Annotated in this window: 12 protein-coding genes; 3 read left to right on the top strand and 9 right to left on the bottom strand. The window is 49.6% G+C overall.

Translation table 11 applies throughout. The features are described 5' to 3' along the window. Positions 1 to 48: 48 nt before the first annotated feature. From IPG41_02900 to IPG41_02875, 6 genes are all read right to left on the bottom strand, one after another. Positions 49 to 681, bottom strand: a complete 633-nt coding sequence (locus IPG41_02900; protein QQR55477.1) for an S-layer homology domain-containing protein — start codon at positions 679 to 681, stop codon at positions 49 to 51. Continuing rightward, positions 678 to 6,893: a hypothetical protein gene (locus IPG41_02895; GenBank protein ID QQR55476.1), complete on the bottom strand. Its 6,216-nt coding sequence runs from the start codon at positions 6,891 to 6,893 to the stop codon at positions 678 to 680. The genes IPG41_02900 and IPG41_02895 overlap by 4 nt, the downstream gene beginning before the upstream one ends. Before the next feature lie 75 nt (positions 6,894 to 6,968). Beyond that, positions 6,969 to 7,442 (bottom strand): nucleotide exchange factor GrpE, encoded by a 474-nt coding sequence (locus IPG41_02890; GenBank protein ID QQR55475.1) that lies wholly within the window; start codon positions 7,440 to 7,442, stop codon positions 6,969 to 6,971. 1 nt (position 7,443) lies between these two features. Beyond that, complete coding sequence (locus IPG41_02885) at positions 7,444 to 8,169, bottom strand: DeoR family transcriptional regulator (GenBank protein ID QQR55474.1); 726 nt, start codon at positions 8,167 to 8,169, stop codon at positions 7,444 to 7,446. 322 nt (positions 8,170 to 8,491) lie between these two features. Beyond that, the gene (gap, locus tag IPG41_02880) at positions 8,492 to 9,529 is read right to left on the bottom strand and encodes a type I glyceraldehyde-3-phosphate dehydrogenase (GenBank protein QQR55473.1); all 1,038 of its coding nucleotides are present in this window, start codon (positions 9,527 to 9,529) and stop codon (positions 8,492 to 8,494) included. 66 nt (positions 9,530 to 9,595) lie between these two features. Next, positions 9,596 to 11,218: a VanW family protein gene (locus tag IPG41_02875; protein ID QQR55472.1), complete on the bottom strand. Its 1,623-nt coding sequence runs from the start codon at positions 11,216 to 11,218 to the stop codon at positions 9,596 to 9,598. A gap of 341 nt (positions 11,219 to 11,559) precedes the next feature. On the opposite strand from IPG41_02875, the gene rsmH reads away from it, so the two are divergent. Together rsmH and IPG41_02865 are read left to right on the top strand one after the other, a co-directional pair. Beyond that, entirely contained in the window at positions 11,560 to 12,546 is a 987-nt protein-coding gene (gene rsmH, locus IPG41_02870; GenBank protein QQR55471.1) for a 16S rRNA (cytosine(1402)-N(4))-methyltransferase RsmH, read from the top strand. Between the two features lie 25 nt (positions 12,547 to 12,571). Continuing rightward, a complete protein-coding gene (locus tag IPG41_02865) occupies positions 12,572 to 12,931 on the top strand; it encodes a hypothetical protein (GenBank protein ID QQR55470.1) in 360 nt (119 codons plus the stop codon). A 97-nt stretch (positions 12,932 to 13,028) separates the two neighbouring features. Here the strand turns inward: IPG41_02865 and IPG41_02860 are convergent, their stop codons facing one another. Next, positions 13,029 to 13,349 carry a nucleotidyltransferase domain-containing protein gene (locus IPG41_02860; protein QQR55469.1) on the bottom strand — a complete coding sequence of 107 codons (321 nt, stop codon included), beginning with the start codon at positions 13,347 to 13,349 and terminating at the stop codon, positions 13,029 to 13,031. Beyond that, complete coding sequence (locus tag IPG41_02855) at positions 13,339 to 13,737, bottom strand: nucleotidyltransferase substrate binding protein (protein QQR55468.1); 399 nt, start codon at positions 13,735 to 13,737, stop codon at positions 13,339 to 13,341. The genes IPG41_02860 and IPG41_02855 overlap by 11 nt, the downstream gene beginning before the upstream one ends. A 73-nt stretch (positions 13,738 to 13,810) precedes the next feature. Between IPG41_02855 and IPG41_02850 the strand changes: the two genes are divergently transcribed. Beyond that, positions 13,811 to 18,214, top strand: a complete 4,404-nt coding sequence (locus IPG41_02850; protein ID QQR55467.1) for a hypothetical protein — start codon at positions 13,811 to 13,813, stop codon at positions 18,212 to 18,214. Here IPG41_02850 and IPG41_02845 read toward each other — a convergent pair. Continuing rightward, the gene (locus IPG41_02845; GenBank protein QQR55466.1) at positions 18,211 to 20,736 is read right to left on the bottom strand and encodes an AAA family ATPase; all 2,526 of its coding nucleotides are present in this window, start codon (positions 20,734 to 20,736) and stop codon (positions 18,211 to 18,213) included. The two genes, IPG41_02850 and IPG41_02845, sit on opposite strands and share 4 nt — an antisense overlap. Positions 20,737 to 20,789: the final 53 nt, after the last annotated feature.

Here is a 20,789-nt window from a genome sequence, read left to right as displayed (position 1 = left end):
TTAGCACTCACAATATTAAAGTGCTAAAACGCCCTCGTCAAGCGATTTCTACTCCCACAAAGTCCTTTTTCCTAAAATGGCTATTTTTAAGAATTCGGCGTGAGTGATGCTTTGCGAAGGTTTGTAAGTTCCATCGGGGTAACCCTGAATGATTCCGTTGCTGTAGGCGGCGATGACGTAAGGAGCGTACCATTCATCCAAATCGACGTCACTGAAGGGATTTTCTTCCAAATTGTAACGGGCCAATAACTCATCTCCACGCAGTTCTTTGGGCACTTCTTGATAGAACGTGGACACAAGTTTGAGCGCTTCTACTCGGTTGGTGATGCGGGAGGGTTTGAAGGTTCCATCGCCGTAGCCGTCAATCAATCCGGCTTCCGCTGCAAAATTGATGATGCCAAAACCTTCGTCTTTGCTCGTCACGTCTGAAAAGTCGGGGCGTTCCACATGGGTGCTGAGCAAGGTGATGTCCACGCCACTTTGTACGAGTAAGAAGGTCAAAACATCGCTGCGGCTGATGGTCAAGTCGGGGAGGATGAAGAATTCGGAAAGTAGGTCGAGGAAGGATTCTTGAGCAATGGCCACTTCAATAATGAAGCTTTCTTCCAAAGTGTTTTTCAAATAACTGTCTGACCAGTGATTGGGCAAGGTCTCTTCAAAATTTTCTTCAAGAGAACTCACGGAATCCTCGTCATCCTCTTCTTCGTGAGAGCTACCCCCTGAGGAACTGTGGCCGCCTCCGCCACTTCCGCTGCCTCCTCCACTGTTTTCGTCTTCTTCCTCATCTTCGGGGTGGGTTCTTCCTCTTCTGGATCCTCGACATCATTGTCGTTTACGGTGACAAAAATGGAGTCCACGGCGAGGGAGTCAAAGTTGAGATCGCTGCTGCTCACCGTGTGCCCGATGCCCACCATGTCGTCTTCTTCTAAAATAGAATCGTTTACGGCCGTGATGGTGATGGTTTGAGCCAGGTTCCAATTGTCTGGAGTGAAGATCAGCATTTCGCTGCTCAGGCTGATTTGTGGATCCCCCGTGAGAGTGATGCTCACTTCGCTGCTGGGTTTGGCATCGAGTACTAGGGTGTAGGAGTCCGTGGCTCCGCCTTCAGTGACGCTGCTTTCATCCGCAGATTCCACCAAAGTAATGCCTGCAAGGTCGTTGTCGGTTCTTGAGGCAGAGACATCGGCAGGATTCAAGTTGTTGTACGCGCTGTCCATGGAGTTGGCCACGTCATTCACGAGCGTGAAAGTGGAAGTTCCTTCCACGGTGAAGTCGTTCACTCCCGTTACCGTGACAGTTTGTGGGGAGCTCCAGTTGCTTGAATTGAAGCTGAGTGAAGAGGGGGAGACAGTGCCCAGGGAAGGGTCGCTGCTCACGATGTTGAAGCTGAGCTCAGCGGTGGGTTGAGAAGTCAACATCACTGTATAAGTGGCGGTGGTTCCGGTTTCGGTCACTTCACCTGAAATGGCGCTGACGCTGAAGCCGGCCACGTCGTTGTCGGTGATGGCCGCGTTGACGCTGCTCAATTCAAAGCCATTGTAAGTGGAATCGTCACTGTTTACAGAATGGAAAATTTCTACAGAATGTGGGCCCTCGGCCACAAAATCATTGGCTGCCTGGACCGTTAAAATTTGGGGTGCATCCCAATTTTCAGGTGTGAAAGTAAGGCTGTTTTCACTCAATTCCAATTGGGAATTGCCTGTGAAGGTGATGATTACGTTGGCAGAGGGTTGACTGGTGAGTACGAAAGAATAGGAGTCGCTGGTGCCTGCTTCGGAAACGGCGGTGTTTCCACCCGATTGCGTTAAAGTGATGGAAGTGCTGTCGTCGTCGGTGCAGTTCACGCTCACGTCACTGGGGCTGAGGCCGTTGTAATTGGAGTCGTCAGAGCTGACGGTTCCGTTGAGAATGGTGAAGGCGACGGTGCCATCGTCGTTGTCATCGTTCACTCCGGTCACGGTCACGGTTTGTGGAATGTTCCAATCGCTGGCATCGAAAGTGAGGGAGTTGGGGGAGACAGTGCCTTCGCTGAGGTCGCTGCTTTCTACGTCGAAGCTCACGTCGTCAGTGGGTTCTGAAATCAAGACCACAGTGTAGGTCGCGGTGTTACCGCTTTCAGAAACGTTGCCCGAAATGGCGCTGACGCTGAAGCCGGCTACGTCGTTGTCGCTGCAGTTGAGGCTCACGTCGTTGACATTTATGCCACTGTAATTCAAGTCGTCGGAAGTGGTGCTTCCATTCACGATGCTGAAGGCAATGCTTCCATCCACCACAAAATCATTGGCCCCTGTTACGGTGACCGTTTGGGGGGTGCTCCAATTTTCGGAAGTGAAGGTTAGAGAGCTGGGGGATACGGTGCCTTCGGTGGTGTCGCTGCTCATCACGCTGAAGCTGACGTTTGCGATGGGTTGAGAGGTGAGCACTACGGTGAAAGTGGCGGTGGTTCCGGCTTCAGAAACGTTGCCCGAAATGGCGCTGACAGTGAGGCCCGCGGTGTCGTTATCGGTGATGGCCACGCTGATACTGCTCAGACCCAGGCCATCGTATTGAGGGTCGCTGCTGGACACTGTTTGAGAAATGTTGGTGGAGTGAGCTCCTTCGGCAATGGCGTCATTGACGGCGGTGATAGTGAGGGTTTGCGGATCGTCCCAATTTTCTGGGGTGAAAATGAAGCTCGGACTGCTCAAAGAAATTTGGGAACCTACGGTGAAACTCACGGTCACGTCGTCGGTGGGTTCGGTGTTTAAAACCACGGTGTAAGAATCGGTGGCTCCCCCTTCGGTCACAGCGCTGTTACCGCCGGATTCAACGATGGTGAGGCCTATGATGTCGTTGTCTGTGTTCGTTACACTCACGTCGCTGGGATTCAAGCCGTTGTACTCGCCATCTGCTGAAGTGATGCTGCCATTCACAATGTTGAAGCTGATGTCTCCGTCCACAAAAGCATCGTTCACTCCCGTTACGGTGACGGTTTGAGGCGTATCCCAATTTTCGGATGTGAAAGTGAGAGAGGAGGGGGACACGGTGCCTTCGCTAGTATCGCTGCTGCTGATATTGAAACTAACGTCGGCGCTGGGTTCGGTGTCGAGCACTACGGTGAAAGTGGCTGTGCCGCCTGCTTCGGTGGTGTTCCCTGAAATGGCACTGACGCTGATGTTGGCGATGTTGAAATTCCAGCCGTTGTTGTTGAGACTGTTGACACAATTTCCACAAGAAATCGCGGTGGCATTGATGTTGCTGTTGTCTTTTATGTCGAGGTATTCCACGATGCGTGAACCTTGTGCGTCGATTACGGCTTGCATGTCATTGGAACTGCTGCGAAGGGCGAGGAGCTGGCCGGAAACTCCTTTGAGCGTCAAGGTGCCGGTAATGGTGAGAGTGGTACTGGCGGGTAAGGTGAGAGTGACGCTTGAGCTGGTGATTTTGCTGAGGTTGTTGAAAGTGAGGGTTCCGCTGATGCTTTGGTTGCCGCCATTCAAAACCACGGTTCCACTATTGGGGTTGAATGTGCCTCCGCTGCGTGCAAAATTTCCGCTGAGATTCAAGACCGTGGGGGCCACGAAGGTTCCATTCGAAATTGAAAGATTTCCATTGATGTCGACAGGGGAAGTGGAAGCCGTGATGGAATCGTTGGCATCGGTGGTGGCGATGCTGAGATGGTAATAAGTCCAATTTTTTAAAGTGTAGTCATCGGCTCCACTGTCTCCATCACCCACATATTCCACTGTTCCGGAATTGCTGTCGTTGGTCAAAGTTACGCTTTCGCCCCCTTGCAATTGCAAGGTGCCTGTGTTGGAAAAAGTTCCCGTCACGGTGAGTGCATTGCCTGCCAAGCGCAAAATTCCTGAAGTGATGCTTAAGTTTTCACCGATGCTTAGGGTGGCTGGCAAGGCAAAGATGGAACTGGCTCCGCCCGCAATTTCTAAGGATTTGTAGGTGAAATCCTTAAGAGTGTAAGGGCCAGCCGCGCCGTTGTATTTCACAAGGCTGCCTGTTTGTAAACTTGGATTTCCTCCGTTCAATGTGATGGATTCCCCTCCTTGGAGTTGGAAAATTCCACCGTTTTGTACGACCATTGTTCCCGACGTGCCATTCACGCTTAAGTCGGATCCATTGATGTTGTAAGTGCCTAATGTGATGAGGAGGTCTTGAGAATTTGCATCTAAAATCAAAGCGCCACTTTGTTGCACAGACCCGCCATTTTTGTTGATGGTGAGGTCCCCATTGATGCTGTTTGCTATTCCCAGGGTGAAGATTTGCGTTGCGGATCCTCTAAAAATCATGGGAGAACTGGCTGCATCGTAAGCAGCTCCGACGCTTACGTCGCCATAGATCTCCAAAGTTCCAGTATTGAAACGTCCATCGCTTAAAGTTAGGTTTCCCAATACGATGAAGGTGTCTCCTGAAGAGATGGTCGCATTGGAACCTGCTTTATTGAGAGTCACGTGGTTGAAGGTCTCTGAGCTAGCTACGTTGTAAGTGCTGTCGCCCGCGGTGTTGAATTCTACGGTGCCGTTATTGTGGCTGAAGGTTCCTCCTGCGGTGTGAGTGAAATTTCCTTGAAAGTAGGTGGTTCCGGAACTGGCCGTATAGGTGCCTGCCGAGAGAGTGAAACCTGCGGCATAGGTGACGGTTCCTGAGCTGCCATTAAAGGCTCCTCCACTTTGAGTCATACTGACTGAAAAACTGAGGCTCGCTGTGCTCGAATTGAAAGTCCCGCCGCTTTGAGTGAAGGTGTTGTCTATAGTGATTGTTGCGCCGTTTCCATTGAAGGTCCCTGCGGAAAGGTTGAAGAGCCAGAAGTAGGCGCTGCCACTGCCCGGTGCGTTGACCGTGGCGTCACTGTTGTTGATGGTGAAGGTGTTTGCGGGTTCTATACTTCCTGCATTCAAAGTTACCGTTTGTGTACCTGTACCTTCCACTTTTATTTCGCCTCCTAAAGTGCCTCCATCCCAAGTGCCTTCTTCAACCATGTCTCCTTGCACGCTTAAAGTTCCCGCGCTGAATTGACCATTTTGTAGGAGCAAAGTGCCCTCGATTACTAAAGTGTCTCCGCTGACCACTGTGAGGATACTGGTTCCTGTGGTATTGATCGTAAGATTGTGAAGGGTTTCTGTACCCGTCACATCCCAAGCGCTTGCGCCGCCATTTGTGACGATGCTTCCATTATTATGAGTGAAAGTTCCTCCTGCAGTACGAGTAAAATCCCCTGCGAAGTTGGTGGTTCCGGAGCTGGCAGTGTAAGTCCCACCGGAAAGAGTGAAGTTATTGGTATGAGTGATGGTGCCGCTTCCTCCAGTAAAGACTCCCCCGGATTGAGAGAAGGTGCTGGCCACAGTGAGGTTGAAACCCGTGGCATTCACGGTACCTGCTTGGAGATTGAGAATATTGAAGTTTAAAGTACCCGATCCTGTTCCATTGATGGTGAAGTTCGGGTTGTTGAGGGTGATGGTTCCCGCGAGACGAGCTTGGTCTCCATTCAGGGATAAAGATTGAACGTCTGTTCCAGTGATGTTGATGGTTCCATTGGTTGAGCCATCCCACCCTGAATCGACAGAGATGGATTTGGCCACGTTCAAGGTTCCGGTTCCACCCAAACCTCCATTGGTGAGAGTGGTCGTGGCACCCACAATCAAAGTGTCTCCGGCTGAAATGGTTAAGTTGGTGGCGTTGTTTTTATTGATTTGCAAGTTCTTAAAAGTTTCACTCGTGGCCACATTGACGGTTGCTGCTCCTCCCGAGAAAACCACGGTGCCTTCATTGTGGCTGAACGTTCCTCCGGCGGTATGAGTGAAGCCGGCTGCGAAATCGGTGGTGCCAGAAGTGGCGGTGTAGGTGCCGGCGCTGAGGGTGAAGTCATCGGTATGTGTCACAGTGCCTGAGCCTCCGGTGAAAGTTCCGCCGCTTTGAGAGAAGGTGCTAGCCACACTTAGGCTGAAACCTGTGGCATCCAGGATACCTGCTTGAAGATTGAGAATATTGAAGTTCAAAGTCCCTGATCCTGTTCCATTGATGGTGAAGTTCGGGTTGTTGAGAGTGATGGTTCCGGCAAGGCGAGCTTGGTCTCCGTTTAAGGATAAAGATTGAACATCTGTTCCAGTGATGCTGATGGTTCCAGTTGTGGAACCATCCCATCCTGAATTCACAGAAATGGATTTGGCCACATTCAAGGTTCCGGTTCCACCCAAACCTCCATTGGTGAGAGTGGTCGTGTCGTTAACTACTAAGGTATCCCCGGAAGAGATCGTTAAGTTTACAGCATTGTTCTTATTGACTTGTAGGTTTTGAAAGGTTTCTGTAGTGGCGACATTGATAGTTGCCGCGGCTCCTGTGAAGACGACGGTACCGTTATTGTGACTAAAGGTTCCTCCTATGGTGTGGGTGAAAGCAGCTGCAAAAGTGGTTGTGCTAGAACTGGCTGTGTACGCACCTCCACTTATGGTGAAAGCACCCGTGTGTAGCACGTTTTGAGCGCCGCCGTTGAAGGCCCCTCCGCTCTGGCCAAAACTTCCTGTGAAAGTGAGGGCGTCAGAGTTTCCATTGAAAGTTCCAGAAGCGAGGGTGGTGTTTCCACTCACTACGAAAGAGCGCCCTTGAGTGATGATTCCGGTGTAACCCGTATTCATGTTGAAGGTGGTGACGCCGGTCGTGAAACCATTGTCGAGGGTGGCATTTTTTACAGAGGTCGCGTCGAAAGTGGCCACATCCGCTGTGGTGGGACACGTGTCATTGGACCAGTTCACACAGTCGCTCCAGTTGTTGGTGCTTCCTCCGCCATCCCAGGTTCGAGTGGCCGCAGAAGCGTTCTGCGTCATTTGCCATTGAAAAAAGACCGCTATACTCAGCAGGAACAGGGCTTTGAGGACTTTATTAAAGAAGGGGAGGCGTGACATGGCAGGAGTATTCTTTCCTTTATACTATCTTTTCTGGATTATATTTCTAGTGTTTTTTCTTTACCTTTTCTAGGGTTATTTTTCTGTTTTGCCGATGCTGACTTTTGCGGGCCTCAGTGTTTTTCCGTTGAAACGATACCCTTTTTCAAACACTTGAATCACTTGTCCTTCGTTTCCATCTTCTTCTAAAAGGATTTCATGCAGGTTGGCATCGAAGGGAGTTTGAGTCTGTTCAATACTTTCTAGACCCAGGCCTTTTAGGGCATTCATTAGCGAAGTTTCAATGGCCTCAATTCCTTTCACCCACTCGTTGTTTTTCAGATCTTCTGGGACATTTGCGAAGGCACGCGCAAAGTTGTCCAAAGCAGGGAAGAGGGCTTGTAGCAACTTCATGTTGGCATAGATTTGAAGCTCGGCGCGCTCTTCTTCGGTGCGGCGTTTATAATTTTGTAAATCGGCGAGAGCGCGCTTGGCCGTTTCGGTCATTGCGGCTAAATCTGCTTGTAATTGGTTCATGCTCTGCTCGGAAATATTGGAATTGTCTGTCATTTTACAAAAGGTTATTTTCTAAAAGATCGCGCACTTTGCCGAGCACAGAACTGTTGTAGGCATAAGGCATGCGTTTGGGGCCCAAAAGGCCGATGAGGCCTTGGTAGCCGTCGTAATTGTAATGGCTAAAAATGATGGAGCAACTTTCTATGCCGGGCAGCAAGTTTTCTTCACCAATGAGGATGCGCGGCTCCCGGTCCAAATCGATTTTTTGCAAGGATTTTAAAAAGTGATTTTGGTCTTCAATCACTTCCATGACTTGGCTGGCTTTGAGAGGTGCCTCCATGAATTCGGGTTGGCGCAGCATTTTTGAAAAGCCCATGAAAAATGTTCGGGTGTTGTCGGGAATGGTGGCGAAAGCCATGTTGGGGCTCGCTTGAGAAAGCAGGCTCACCGCTGCATGCACTTTTTGTTTGGCGTTTTCGGTGCGGTGCGCGTGCAACAGTTTGCCCAAAGTTTGTTCTGCCAATGTTTGAGCTTGTTCGTAATCCGCGAGTTCATCCACATAAAGGCGATACCCCTTGTCGGTGGGGATGCGTCCGGCGGAGGTGTGAGGCTGCATGATGAGGCCTTGTTCTTCCAGATCAGCCATGTCGTTTCGTACGGTTGCGGGACTGACTTTAAAATTGTAAGTCAAAATGATGGTCTTTGAGCCCACCGGTTCTGCCGTTTGAACAAAATGCTCAATGATGGCACTTAGGATTTGATTTTTACGTGCTTCGCTCATGCTTCCTTTATAGCGACTTTCCAGGGTAGGGGCAAGGGTGCTTATGTGAATAGAGGCTATCTCAAAAAAAGACCAGAGTATTTAGGACGGCACTGATTTCGTGCCCGTCCTTTCTACTCTTAAAGGTAAGAACTGGATTATTTTGCTTACAAAAGCTTCATCCTCAGTCGACTTAGCCCAGCTAAGCCTCCTTCGTCTTCAGCTCTTTCAGCTTAAAACACTCTGCGTTCTTGCTCTTCCCTTTTTTTGAGATAGCCTCTAATGACCCAAAATTTCTTGCAGGTTAAAATTCCTCCCCGGGGAGGAATTTACAGATCAATTTTCACTCTCGACTTTCCATATAGGCCGCCAAATCTATGCAGCGCATGGAGTAGCCCCATTCGTTGTCGTACCAAGAAAGCACTTTTATAAAGTTGCCGGTTTTGCCGAGCACTTGGGTTTCGAGCGCGTCGAAGATGCTGGAACGCGGATCCATTTTGAAATCGACAGAAACCAAAGGGGCCTCACAGTAGCCCAATATCCCTTTGAGACCGCCTTGTTCCAAGGGAGTTTCGGAGGCAGCTTTCATGGCAGCATTCACTTCTTCGGCGGTGACTTCTCGATTGAGTTCTGCAGTCAAATCCACTAAAGAAACCACGGGGGTGGGCACGCGGATGGCGATGCCATGGAATTTCTTATCGAGCTCGGGCAGCACAAGTCCAATGGCTTTGGCGGCTCCTGTGGAAGTGGGAATCATGCTGAGGTTTGCAGCCCGCGCGCGGCGCAGATCTTTGTGATCGTTGTCCAAAAGATTTTGGTCGTTGGTGTAGGAATGGATAGTGGTCATGAGCCCTCGCTGGATGCCGAAACTTTGGCTGAGCACTTTGGCGACCGGTGCGAGACAGTTGGTGGTGCAACTGGCGTTGGACACGATGAAATCTTTGGTGGGGTTGTAGTCCAAGTGGTTCACTCCCATCACGAGAGTATGATCGATTTCGTCTTTGGCAGGAGCGGAGATCATAACGCGTTTGGCACCGGCTTGGATGTGTTTGCTGGCTCCTTCGCGGCTGGTGAAAGCCCCGGTGCATTCAATGACAAGGTCGATGTTTAAATCTTTCCAAGGCAAAAGCAATGGGTCCCGATTTTGTACCAGCACGACTTCCGTTTTGCCTCCGTCGGGTCGAGTCACGGTGAGTTTTCCCAGTTCACCTTTAACGTCCATGGGAAGGATGCCATAGCTGGAGTCGTACTTGAGCAAGTGCGCGGTTTGAGTGGGATCGCCAAGGTCGTTCACCGCCACGATGTCTATTTTAGGATTCATCAAATTGGCTCGAAAAATCATTCGTCCGATTCGGCCAAAACCATTGATGGCAACACGCATTAGAGGAAGGGGTTAATCGCGCTTCAGTATAGCGATTTTTTTTCCGGTTTCAACGGGCTTTGCAGTCTAGTAATCCAAAAGCCCGGGAGTTTCCCCGCGATGTTGTTGCGCGGGGCTCATGTAATCGGAAAGGAGCCACTGGTTTTCTATAGTGCCATCGGGGTGGGTGAGGATGTATTTCCAAGCGATTTGCCCAATGCCCAGAGATGCTCCTACACCTGTTATCACTTCTTCCGTTTGGGTGCTGGCGGTGTAAGGACCATAGAGCTCGGTGCTGCGTCCGTCGTTTTCACCGTAAAAACGCAGCACGGCTTCTTTGTAGCCTTCTTCCTGGGCCACCATAAGCATATGATTGGAGGTATTGTTCACAAATTTGAAATCTTGTTCCCCGGGGAAAACCGTGGCATCCAAACCATCGCCAAAGTGTTGGTAATAAATGACGTAGAGGCTGTGGTTGCGGTGCTCGGTGATCTCTAAACCCGCATCTAGGGCAGCACGATACACAGTGGTGGAAACTTGGCAGACGCCTCCGGCAGGGGCTTTTTCGAGTTTTGTGCCTTGAAAAATGGTGTAGGCTTGTTTCCATCCTGAGCCTTCAATGGGGCCTAAAAATTCTACATAAGAAAACTCAGCTCCTGGAGGGATCACAATGCCATTGAAGCGCTCGGTCAAAGCCTTTTCTATGTTGAATTCGCGTTCGGGCGAAGAACCCCAGTAGGAGGATTTTCCCACACCGATTTCTTCCAAGGGGCCTAAATCCAGACTTGTTTGATTGAGGATTTTTCCGGCGGTGCGAGTCACCGGTACTTCCTGAGCGGTTTGGCCTTCTTGCAGCATTTTCATGAGGGCCACGCGGAGTAATATAGGATGTACCTTTCGCCCTTCCAGAACCTGTCCTTCTATATCCACTTTGTAGGGTTTGTTTTCGCTTTGCACTTGGCCTTCTGAAATTTGGAGCAGGGTGAGGTTCCCTGCCTTGCGATTGATTTCTGTTTGAGCGGTTTGCAGTACGTATTTCATAAAGGGCTCGTCGAGTTGCAGATGCACGCCCGCTTCGGTTTTGCTGAAAATCAAATCTTTTTCTTGAGCGGGAATGTTCCAATCTTCGCCATCGAGCGTCAGCACCACTCCTTCTTTAAGCAAGTGCTCTTTTTGATCCTTGCGCGATTCCAAATCTTCTTCAGTCATTATAAAAACTTGAGGTTCTGGAGTGGGAGCTTCTTCTACCGTGGGGCGGAACAAAAGCAGCAATCCTTCCACCCCAAAGGTCACAATGAGGCCGGTGACGACCAGGCCGAAGCCTAAAATAGGGACCGCTTTTTTGAGAGGAACGGCAAAGAGGTAGGCGATGAGGGCTCCTGTCCAGGCGCCGCTGCCGGGTGTGGGAATGGCGACGTAAGTGAAGAGGGCCAAGTGGCCGAGTTCGCTCATGCTTGGGGAGTATTTGGCCCGAGTGCGTTCAAAAAGCCAGTGACAGAATCGATCGATCCATGCGATGTGTTTGCGTGCGAAGCGAGTGACGGGGTCTAGGCCTAGAATGAGCATGAAGGCCACGGTGGTGCTCCCCAAAACTCCTGCAAGACAGGCGCGCCAAGGGGGGAGGTCCAGTATGGTGAGTCCATAAGCGATGCCCCCCTGTAGCTCAGTGACGGGCACCATGGAGAGGAAAAAAACGAGAAGGTCTTTCATGGCGTTCGGATGGAATGAGCGGAGCTTAGCATGGAAATATAAAACTTGAATAGGTGAGTGAGGCCGCACCACTAGGGCTAGTGGCTCTGCTTAAAATACAAGCACAAATGCATTCGCTTGTTCAAAATAGTTGCACAACAGGTACGCCCTTAAGGCAAGTATTTTTAATTGCGCGTTTTAAAGCTGCCGTAACAGGTTTAAATGGCGGCCTTTCCCGGTACGCGTGCATAAAAATTGTGTACAAAAATGATGTGGAAATTTAAATAAATATTGACGGCAATTCAGCGCCGTCTTAGGGTGGTCTTACTTTCCACGCACGTTCAAAAAACTTATACAAGCCTGTGCAACAAATTTATCCAGAGTCTAAGGCGGAAGGGAAAGGCGCTCCTCAGCACGATTCAGTGCTTCTCACGGAGTCCCTGGAACTTCTGAACTTAAGACCCGGGATGACGGTTGTCGATTGCACCTTGGGGCTCGGGGGACACTCCTCTGAGATCCTGAAGCGCATCGCACCGAATGGGCAACTCTACGCTTTTGAGAAGGATGAACGGAATCTCAAAGTCGCCAAAAAGCGACTCGAAGAAGTGGCAAAGGAAGTCGGAGGAAAATTCACGATTTTCCACGACTCATTCAGCTCTTTGACAGATCGGCTCAAGAGGGAAGGGGCATCCCGGGTGGATGCTATTCTCTTTGATCTAGGACTCTCCTCCCCACACGTCGACGACGCCGGCCGTGGCTTCTCCTTTTTAAGAGAAGGCCCGCTGGACATGCGTTTTGATCCACGCCAGACCAAAACGGCCGCCGATGTGCTCAACACGTACAGTGAAGGTGAGCTTGCAGATGTGTTCTTTCACCTTGGTGAAGAGCGTGCTTCTCGCAAATTGGCTGCCGCCATTGTCTCCGACCGCAAGAAGACGCCGTTTACGACGACCTTGCAGTTCGCAGACTTTGTCACTCGTGTACTTGGGAGAGGAAAACCCGGTCGACACCGGGCAACCCAATTGTTTCAGGCCCTCCGTATGGAGGTGAATGAGGAACTTATGGCCCTGGAGCTTGGTCTCAATCAAGCGATTGAGCTTTTAGCTCCTCACGGACGCGTGGTTGTGCTGAGTTACCACTCTCTTGAAGATCGCTTTGTTAAGCAGACCTTCAAGCAACTTGCCACAGACCTCCGCGATCCGACTGACCTATTTGGAGCCAGAGTCCTTAGATTGAAGAGCCTTTCCCTCTTGACTAAAAAGCCGATCTTTCCTTCAAAGGAAGAAGTGGCTCGCAATTCGCGAGCTCGCAGCGCCGTCTTACGCGCCGCTGAAAAATTGTCCCATTGAACCACGCTAACAAACGATCCACGCCATGCCTGCTCTGCTTTCTTATCTGCCCGCTTCCCTTCAGAACTTGTTTCTGCGTCATCAAAAGCTGAGTTTGGCTTCTGTTGGAACGCTCTTGGTCTTGGCCATGGTGGGAATGGGAACGGTTTCTTTGACCATGCTCAACGGCAATGCGATGAACGGTTACACGCTCAATGATTTGGAACAGGATCGTCAGGCTTTGGTGGAGGATGGAGAAGTGACGGATATGCTTTCGCTTCGTGCTCGTTCCATGGAAATGATTGAAGCCGCTACTTTAGACATGGTGAAGCCCACTCAAAATGAAGTGACCTATGTTTTGCCGATCACCGTGGTGGCTAAGAACGATACGGAATTTGCGTATTGAAGTACAAATGAAACCCATTTTATGGGGTTAAGGGGAAATCACAAAAAGCCCTGGGAAGACCTAAGTCGACCTGGGGTTTTTTGTTAGAGATAGCGAATCATCTCGAATAAATGACAACCCCAAATTCTTGTATGTGTTTTTTAAGGGCAGGGTTACTCAGGTCCTTTTCTGTAAGAATGTCAAAAAAGTAGGGGAGTAAGGATTCTTCTTCTAAATAGTCGTGGACTTGAAATCGAGTGTTTTCTTCGAGGACGCCGCGTAGCAGTAAGTCTACATCGGAGCCGGGTTTGTGATTGCCCATGGCACGCGATCCAAACAAGACCACTTCATCTAGGTCTTTGTGTTTTTCGAAACAGCTTTTAAGTTCGTTCAACTCTTTTTCTGTCAATCCGGGCGGGGGGTTTTTTTTAGAGTTCATTTTTAAGATGATTTCTTAAATCGATCAAAATAGGAAGGTAGTTGGTTTTGATTTCAGAAAACAATTCTAGAGCTTTTTTTTCGTCGTAGAGATGGGCCGTTAGGTTTCGACTTTGCAGAGCTTTTAGCCATTGCTCTCCATCTTGAATGAGGCCGTTTTGAAAAGCCTGTTTCAGCACATCTCTGGGGCTTACGAGAAGCTGCCCTTTGCTCTCCAGGTGATCTTTTAAGGTTTTCCAGGCCAATTCAAAAGTCATTTCAAAAAACTGGATGAGTCCTGCTTGTTCTACAGGGCTGGGCTGGATGATTTCTGCCGCTTCTTCCAATTGTTTCAGGGCTCGAATATAATTTTCGTAACGTTGTTGCCAGCGGATGGATTTTTTATTCATGTCGTTATTTTAGTAGCTCCTTGTAAAAAAGGCAAAATTGTGCTAAAATTACGAGATTAAAACGAAAAAACGTATGGCTTCTGAAGTCTTAAAATCCTTAAAAGAGACCAGTAGTGAACCTGTTGGGAAAATGCTGGATCGTTATGAAAAGCGGGCTCAAAAAGGGTTGATTGAGAAAAAAGAAATGGAGCGTACTTTTGGCATTGTGGACAAGGCTTTGAAGTCCGTGAAAGAGCAATTGAAAGACCCTGCTTTTCTGGGAAAGTTGACCCCTAAAGAGTGGGCTGATCTTTCGAATGCGTGGCAAGCGTGGGGAGGAAACTCAGAACTCAGTCAGAAACTGTTCCCAAATGCCGACCAGCGTCGAGCTTTGGCCAGTGTTTTGATTGAAAACAAAGGAAACAAAAAAAAGGAACGTGCCTTGGTTTATGCCCGTCAGATTTGGCGAACGGAAGTGACTGCCACTTTGATTGATTTGCTTGGCAAAGATCCCAGTAAAATGCCCGTTCAAAAATCTGAAATGGTTGAGCTCATGATGGCTTCTCAGCTGGTAAATTCTGGGGAAGATTCCCCTGCTGAGGCGCTGATGGGGTCTATGCATTTGGATGGAGAAACTCTAAAAAGCAAGGAGGTTCGTCAAAAAATTGCGGCTGAAATGGAAGCTTCCACTGTGGATGATTTGAATGCCGGTGAGGGACTTGCTCGTGAACTCAAGGGCCGTGCGGTCAAAAACTTCCGTGTGACGGTGGGAGGAGATTTACTCTCCATTCCCGAAGAAATGCGCAGCAAGCTTGAACTTAAAAATGTAGCTTTCCGTTGGGAAGAGGGGCGTATTTATGCTCAAATGAAAAATGGATGTCAGGGAAATTTGGTGATTATTGATTTTGAAAAGGAAGCGCCTCCAGTAGCTCCTGTGCCTCCTGTTGCTCCAGGTGAAAACCCTGATGGTGCGAATCCTGATTCCGGAACTCAACCTGATTCTCAGCCAGGTAATGAGTCAGAATCGAATCCCGAGCCAGGCGTTCAACCCCTGCCATTGAGGGGTACTAAAGAGTCCTATGTTTACTCTCGTACAGAAAATGGCAATTTGATTCCTAGTTCACGTCAGTTTGATGAAGGTGTTGAATTCGGCGTTGTCACTCAGGAACTCTTGAAGGATTACGAAACCTTTGGTATTGATCCTTTTTTTGAAGGACTGTCTCAACTCAATGCTGAGGATCAAGAACTGGTGTTGGGAGCTATTCTTGAAAAACTTGGACAACGAGATCCTGCTAAGGCCATGCAAATGCTTCAAGAATTGTCCACAAAAACCAAGAATGGAGTGCTTCGACAGATGAAAGAGATGGAAAAAGATCCTTTGGCGAACGCCTCCACTCAAGCTTTTTGGCGCCTGCAGAGTGCTCTCCTTCAGGGGCAGCATGAAACCGGTGACTCTAAGGTTTTGCCTTATTTATTTGAACAGTTGAGTGCCATTGATCCTCAGGAACTTGCCTCTGAACTTCAGCCTTGGTTTGAATCCAACAAACGTTCTTTGGAATTTTTCACTCGACGGTCTTTGGCTTCTGACATGGTGGGTACGGCCTTTTCGGTGATGACCGCAAATTTTGATGATGATGATCAAGAAGATTTGGATCAACACATTCAAGAGGGTACCAGTCGTAAAGAATGGCAAGAGATGTTCAGCAATTGGAACGACACCGATGAAGAAGTGTATGTGGCTTCTTGGCATGTGCTCGAGGCGCTTCGCTTGGCCATTGCTTATCAGTACCCCCAAGATATTTTAGATGGGAAGACTGTGGAAAATCCCATCAAGCATTATTATGAGCAGCTGAAAAATGGAGCTTTGACTGAAATTCGGCTCCCTGAGAATCTTGCTGGGTCCGATCAGGTCTCCGATCCTTTGGGTTCTGTTTTTGAGTTGAAACCGGGTCAAAAATTGGATTTCAAAAAGTATTTTATTGCCCATGAAGAGGAGTTCCGTCTGTTTGAAGAGTATCAAAATGGAGACGAAAATTTGGGCGCCAACAACATTTGGAATGCTTTTAGGGGGGATCAAGCGGCCTTTCTGGGCGGCTCCTCTTTTATTTCTGAAAAAATGCAGGGAGTTGGAGCGCGAGCTTATGGAAATAGAAAGGGGCTCATCGAGTCTTCTGACGACATTCTTTTGAGTCCTCCTTTTGAAAAAGATCACAAATTGGGTGGGGCTGAGCAATTGTTCTTGGCTAAAATCATGGCTGCCAAAAACACCAAGCATTACGATGAACTTCGTGAGCTGTGCACGAGCGCCCTTGATGGTAAACTTTCGGGTTCAGAGGCCACGAAGGAACAAATAAAGGCGCGTTTTGGTGAGTTGGATGAAGAAGAAGGAGGACAAATTCGTGCGGGACTTTATGTAGCTTTAAAGGGAAAAGGCCTCGAGGATGCCGATTTCCAAAGAATGCAAAAACCGGATAATACTGGCTTCTACAAAGATAAAGTGGATTATGTAGATACCACTGTTCGTCTAGTGCTCGAGAACCGTGCGAGAATTCAGCTTCAAGCGGAACGGGCCAAGCCGATTTATGATAAGTATTTCAGTAGCCCTCTTTCGTCTTTGATCTTGCCTTTTGGGGCTTATGGAGAGACGACTGCTGGATCCATGGACATTGAGCAAATGGTGAAAGATGGCTTCAGCACTCGTCAAATTGCGGCCATGGGTGCGTTGGCTCAAACTGAAGGGTGGGGAGCATTTGACTTGAAAGAAGAAAACACCGATACGGCTGCTTCTGTCGCTAAAACTCTGGCTGAAATTGCTGTCATACAAGCCGCTACTGCGGGGCTTGCTTCCGGAGCGGCTGCAGCTGCGGGTGGCGCTCGCATCGCTGGACTTGGAACGCGTGCTTTTGGCACGGGGCTCCCTTTTGCTCAACTGGGAGGACAGGCTGGTGCTGCCTTGAATAGCACCGCCGCCGGAGCTCACCTGACAGGAGCGGTAGGAAGAGCGGGAGCTACAGGTCTGATGACACAGTTGTCTGCTGCGAATGCTTATACGGGTGGACGCTTGGCACTTGCTGGACGTAACATTGGTCATGCTGCCTTTTTTGTAGAAGCCCAGCATTTGTTGCATGGAACGACCCTCAATCCCACGACTGCCGAGGGGGCACGGGATGCTCTTTATCAAGTGGGAACCATGGCAAGCACTTTGTATTTGCTTGGGAAGGTTCAACAATTCACTCGGGGACAAACCGCTGGAGCTCAAGCCCTTAATAATGGGCAAACACTCACTCGGTTTTCTCTGCTTCAACGAGCCACGGCACCTGCCAGTCGTTTCTTGGGACGTCTAAATGTCGCTGGAAGAAATGCTGGAGGCGCAGCTTATGCCGGAGTGCTTGCTGGAGAAGTGGGCTCGGAGCTACTTGCCATGCACGCTCTCAGTGCTGGACAACTTTCTTTGGGTGACGCAGCAGGATTGCTTTCTGCTAATGAAGCGGAAGCCATGCGTGATCCCAACTTCTGGCGTGACCTCATGCACACCACAGGAGTGGTACTGGGACTTCGCGCGATTGCTCATGTGCAAGCGGTTCCTGCCATTCCGCAAGCTCCAGGCGGTATGCCTCCGGTTGCTCCTACATCTATACCAAAATTCAGCCCTAAACCAGCTGGAGCCCAAGCCTTCAATAAAGTTTCAACTGGTGTAGCTCCAAATACGTTCAACCCTGCTTCTGGGCCCAAGCTCAATACTCCAGTACTTCCAGACCAGTCGTCCACTAAAATTTCCACATCTGCTTCTGGGCCCAAGCTCAATACTCCAGTACTTCCAGACCAGTCGTCCACTAAAATTTCCACATCTGCTTCTGGGCCCAAGCTCAATACTCCAGTACTTCCAGACCAGTCATCCACTAAAATTTCCACATCTGCTTCTGGGCCCAAGCTCAACACTCAAGCACCTAAAGCTCAAAACCCCACCGAATCTTCAGCGCCTGCTTCTGAACCTGCTGCACCGGCATCAGTGCCTCCAACGGCACCTAACTCAAAGCCAACCCCTCCTGCCGGACCTGCTTCTCGTCCCACGATGGAAGAGACGGTGCGTGAAGTTCAAGTCTCGGAACTCAGTCGAGGGGATACAATCCGCATTCGTCTGCCTTACATGAAGCTAGGAACTTGGGTGAAAGCTCGAGTGACTGAAACCTACAATCCCACTACCCCCAATGGAGCGATTTCCGTGGAATATAAAACTCCTGCTCACGGCGCTAAAAGTGCTGCGAACGGTGAAGTGATAGGCAGTGGTGTTCAAAAGAGCGTGATTTTGAGAGACCAAATCCTTGGAAAAGTCGAGATGAAACCTAAAGAACTCACGGCTAAAGAAATGGCTGCTCAGCTCAAGGCTCAATCGGTTAGTTTGACTGACAGTGCTCGCAGATTACAGGCTGAAAACCCCAACATTGGAGGAGAAGGTGCTCCTCGCAATAACGGAGGCCCTGGTGTGAGTAACCTCTAGCTGAGCTGGATGCTTCCATCTTTGTACTCCACTTCCACGTTTGATCCTTCTTTGATTTTGCCTTCCAAAATGCGGAGGGAAAGTTCGTCGAGCAGTTCGTTTTGAATGAGGCGTTTGAGCGGGCGAGCCCCGAAGTCTTCGTCATAGCCGGCTTCGGCAAAATGGGCGAGGGCTGTCTTAGAAAGTTTGAGTGTGATTCCACGGCGAGCGAGACGGTCCGCCACTTTTTTAAGTTGAAGTTTGACAATCTCACCGATGTGCTCGGGGTCGAGTTTGTGGAAGACGATGACACTGTCGATACGGTTTAAGAATTCTGGACGGAAGGCTGTCTTGAGTTGGTCCTGTTTCAAGTTTGACGTGAGAATGATGACGGTGTTGCGACAGTCCACGGTGCGGCCTTTGCTGTCGGTGAGGCGGCCGTCGTCGAGCATTTGTAAAAGGATGTTGAAGACATCTGGGTGTGCTTTTTCGATTTCATCGAAGAGCAGCACGGAGTAGGGGTGACGACGCAATGCTTCGGTGAGTTGTCCGCCTTCTTCGTAGCCTACATAACCTGGAGGTGAGCCGACCAGCCGAGCGACGGAATGCTTCTCCATGTATTCGGACATGTCGAGTCTGAGGATGCGTTTGTCGTCGTCGAAAAGGCTTTCAGCCAAAGCTTTGGCGAGCTCGGTTTTACCCACGCCGGTAGGGCCGAGGAAAATGAAAGAACCAATGGGGCGATTCTCGTCTTGGATGCCGGCGCGGCTGCGGCGCACAGCGTTTGATACGGCGCCGATCGCTTCTTTTTGTCCGATCACACGATGTGCGAGTTCCTCTTCCATGTGAGTTAATTTTTCAGCTTCTGTGCTGAGCATTTTGCTCACTGGAATTCCGGTCCAACGCGACACTACGGCAGCGATGTCTTCTTCCGTCACTTCGTCGCGGAGCAGGTGACCTTCGCCTTGGCGAGCACGAAGTTTTTCCTTGGATTCTTCGGCTTGTTTTTGGAGTTCAGGTATCTTTCCGTATTTGATTTCAGCGACACGTGCGAGGTCGCTTTGACGCTCCAGTGTTTGGGCCTCCATTTTGAGCTCGTCGATTTGTTTATCGATGCCTTTGAGTTGGTCGATCAATTCTTTTTCGCTGCGCCATTTTGTTTCTAAAACACTGAGGTTCTCTTTAGATTCGCTGAGGTCTTTTTCCAAAGTTTTGAGGCGTTTTTGCGCAGAGGTATCTGGGTTTTTTGATTCGGGATCGGCTTCTTTTTTAAGTGCTTCACGTTCGATTTCAAGTTGGCGAATTTGTCTTTGCAGCTGATCGATTTCTGTGGGCATGCTGTCGTTTTCAATGCGAATCACAGAGCAGGCTTCATCCATGAGATCGATGGCTTTGTCGGGCAAAAAGCGGTCGGTGATGTAGCGACTCGACAGCGTTACTGCGGCAACGAGGGCGTTGTCGCGGATCTTCACGCCGTGGTGTACTTCGTATTTTTCTTTGATGCCGCGCAGAATGGATAGCGCGTCTTTTTGTGATGGCTCTTCCACCATCACGGGCTGGAAGCGACGCTCGAGCGCGGCGTCTTTTTCAATGTACTTTCGATATTCTTTTAAAGTCGTTGCACCGATGGTGCGAAGTTGTCCACGAGCGAGGGCTGGCTTCAGTAAGTTGCCCGCATCGGTGGAACCTTCACCGGCGCCGGCACCCACGATGGTGTGAAGTTCGTCGATGAAAAGGATGATTTGCCCGTCAGAGTTTTCAATTTCTTTAATGATGGCCTTGAGACGTTCTTCAAATTCACCCCGGAATTTGGTGCCTGCGAGCAAGGCACCTAAGTCTAGGCCTAATAATTGTTTTCGCTTCAAACTTTCGGGCACATCTCCATCGATGATCTTTTTGGCCAGGCCTTCGACGATGGCCGTTTTACCCGTTCCAGGTTCGCCCACGAGCACGGGGTTGTTCTTGGTGCGTCGAGATAAAATTTGCATCACGCGGCGAATCTCTTCGTTGCGTCCAATCACGGGATCGATCTTGCCATCGCGAGCGAGCTTTGTGAAATCGATGGTGTATTTTGCGAGGGCTTGATATTTGTTTTCTGGGTCTTGGTCGGTGACGTGTTGGCTGCCTCGATAGGCTTTCAATTTTTCGAGAACCATTTCTCGTTTGAGGGGCAAAATGGGAGTCACGCTACGGTCTTTGAGCAGACTGAGCAAAAGATGTTCGGTGCTGATGTATTCATCTTGAAGGTCGCGCGCTTCTTTTTCAGCTCGTTCCAGAACCTCTGCGAGCTCTGGGGAGACTTGTGAGCGATAATTGCCACTGATTTTTGGATAGGCTTTGAAGGTTTCTTCGAGACGTTTTAAGTGAGCATTCACATCGAGGTCCATGCTCTTGAAAAGTCCAGGTACGATGCCGCTCTCCTGAATGAGCAGAGTGTAAAGAAGGTGCAGAGGAGTGAGGGAGGCATGCCCGCGTTTTTGTACGAGTTTGCCTGTTTGATCCAGGGCCTCAGCGGCTTTGGTGGTGAAACGTTCTAGATCCATAAAAGCAGGGTTAGCACTCATCATTATAGAGTGCTAAAACTTCGATTGCAAGT

The sequence above is a fragment of the Candidatus Peregrinibacteria bacterium genome (assembly GCA_016699145.1).
In the GTDB taxonomy this organism is placed as follows: domain Bacteria; phylum Patescibacteriota; class Gracilibacteria; order UBA1369; family 2-02-FULL-48-14.
This window is presented reverse-complemented; position numbering and strand designations above follow the sequence as displayed.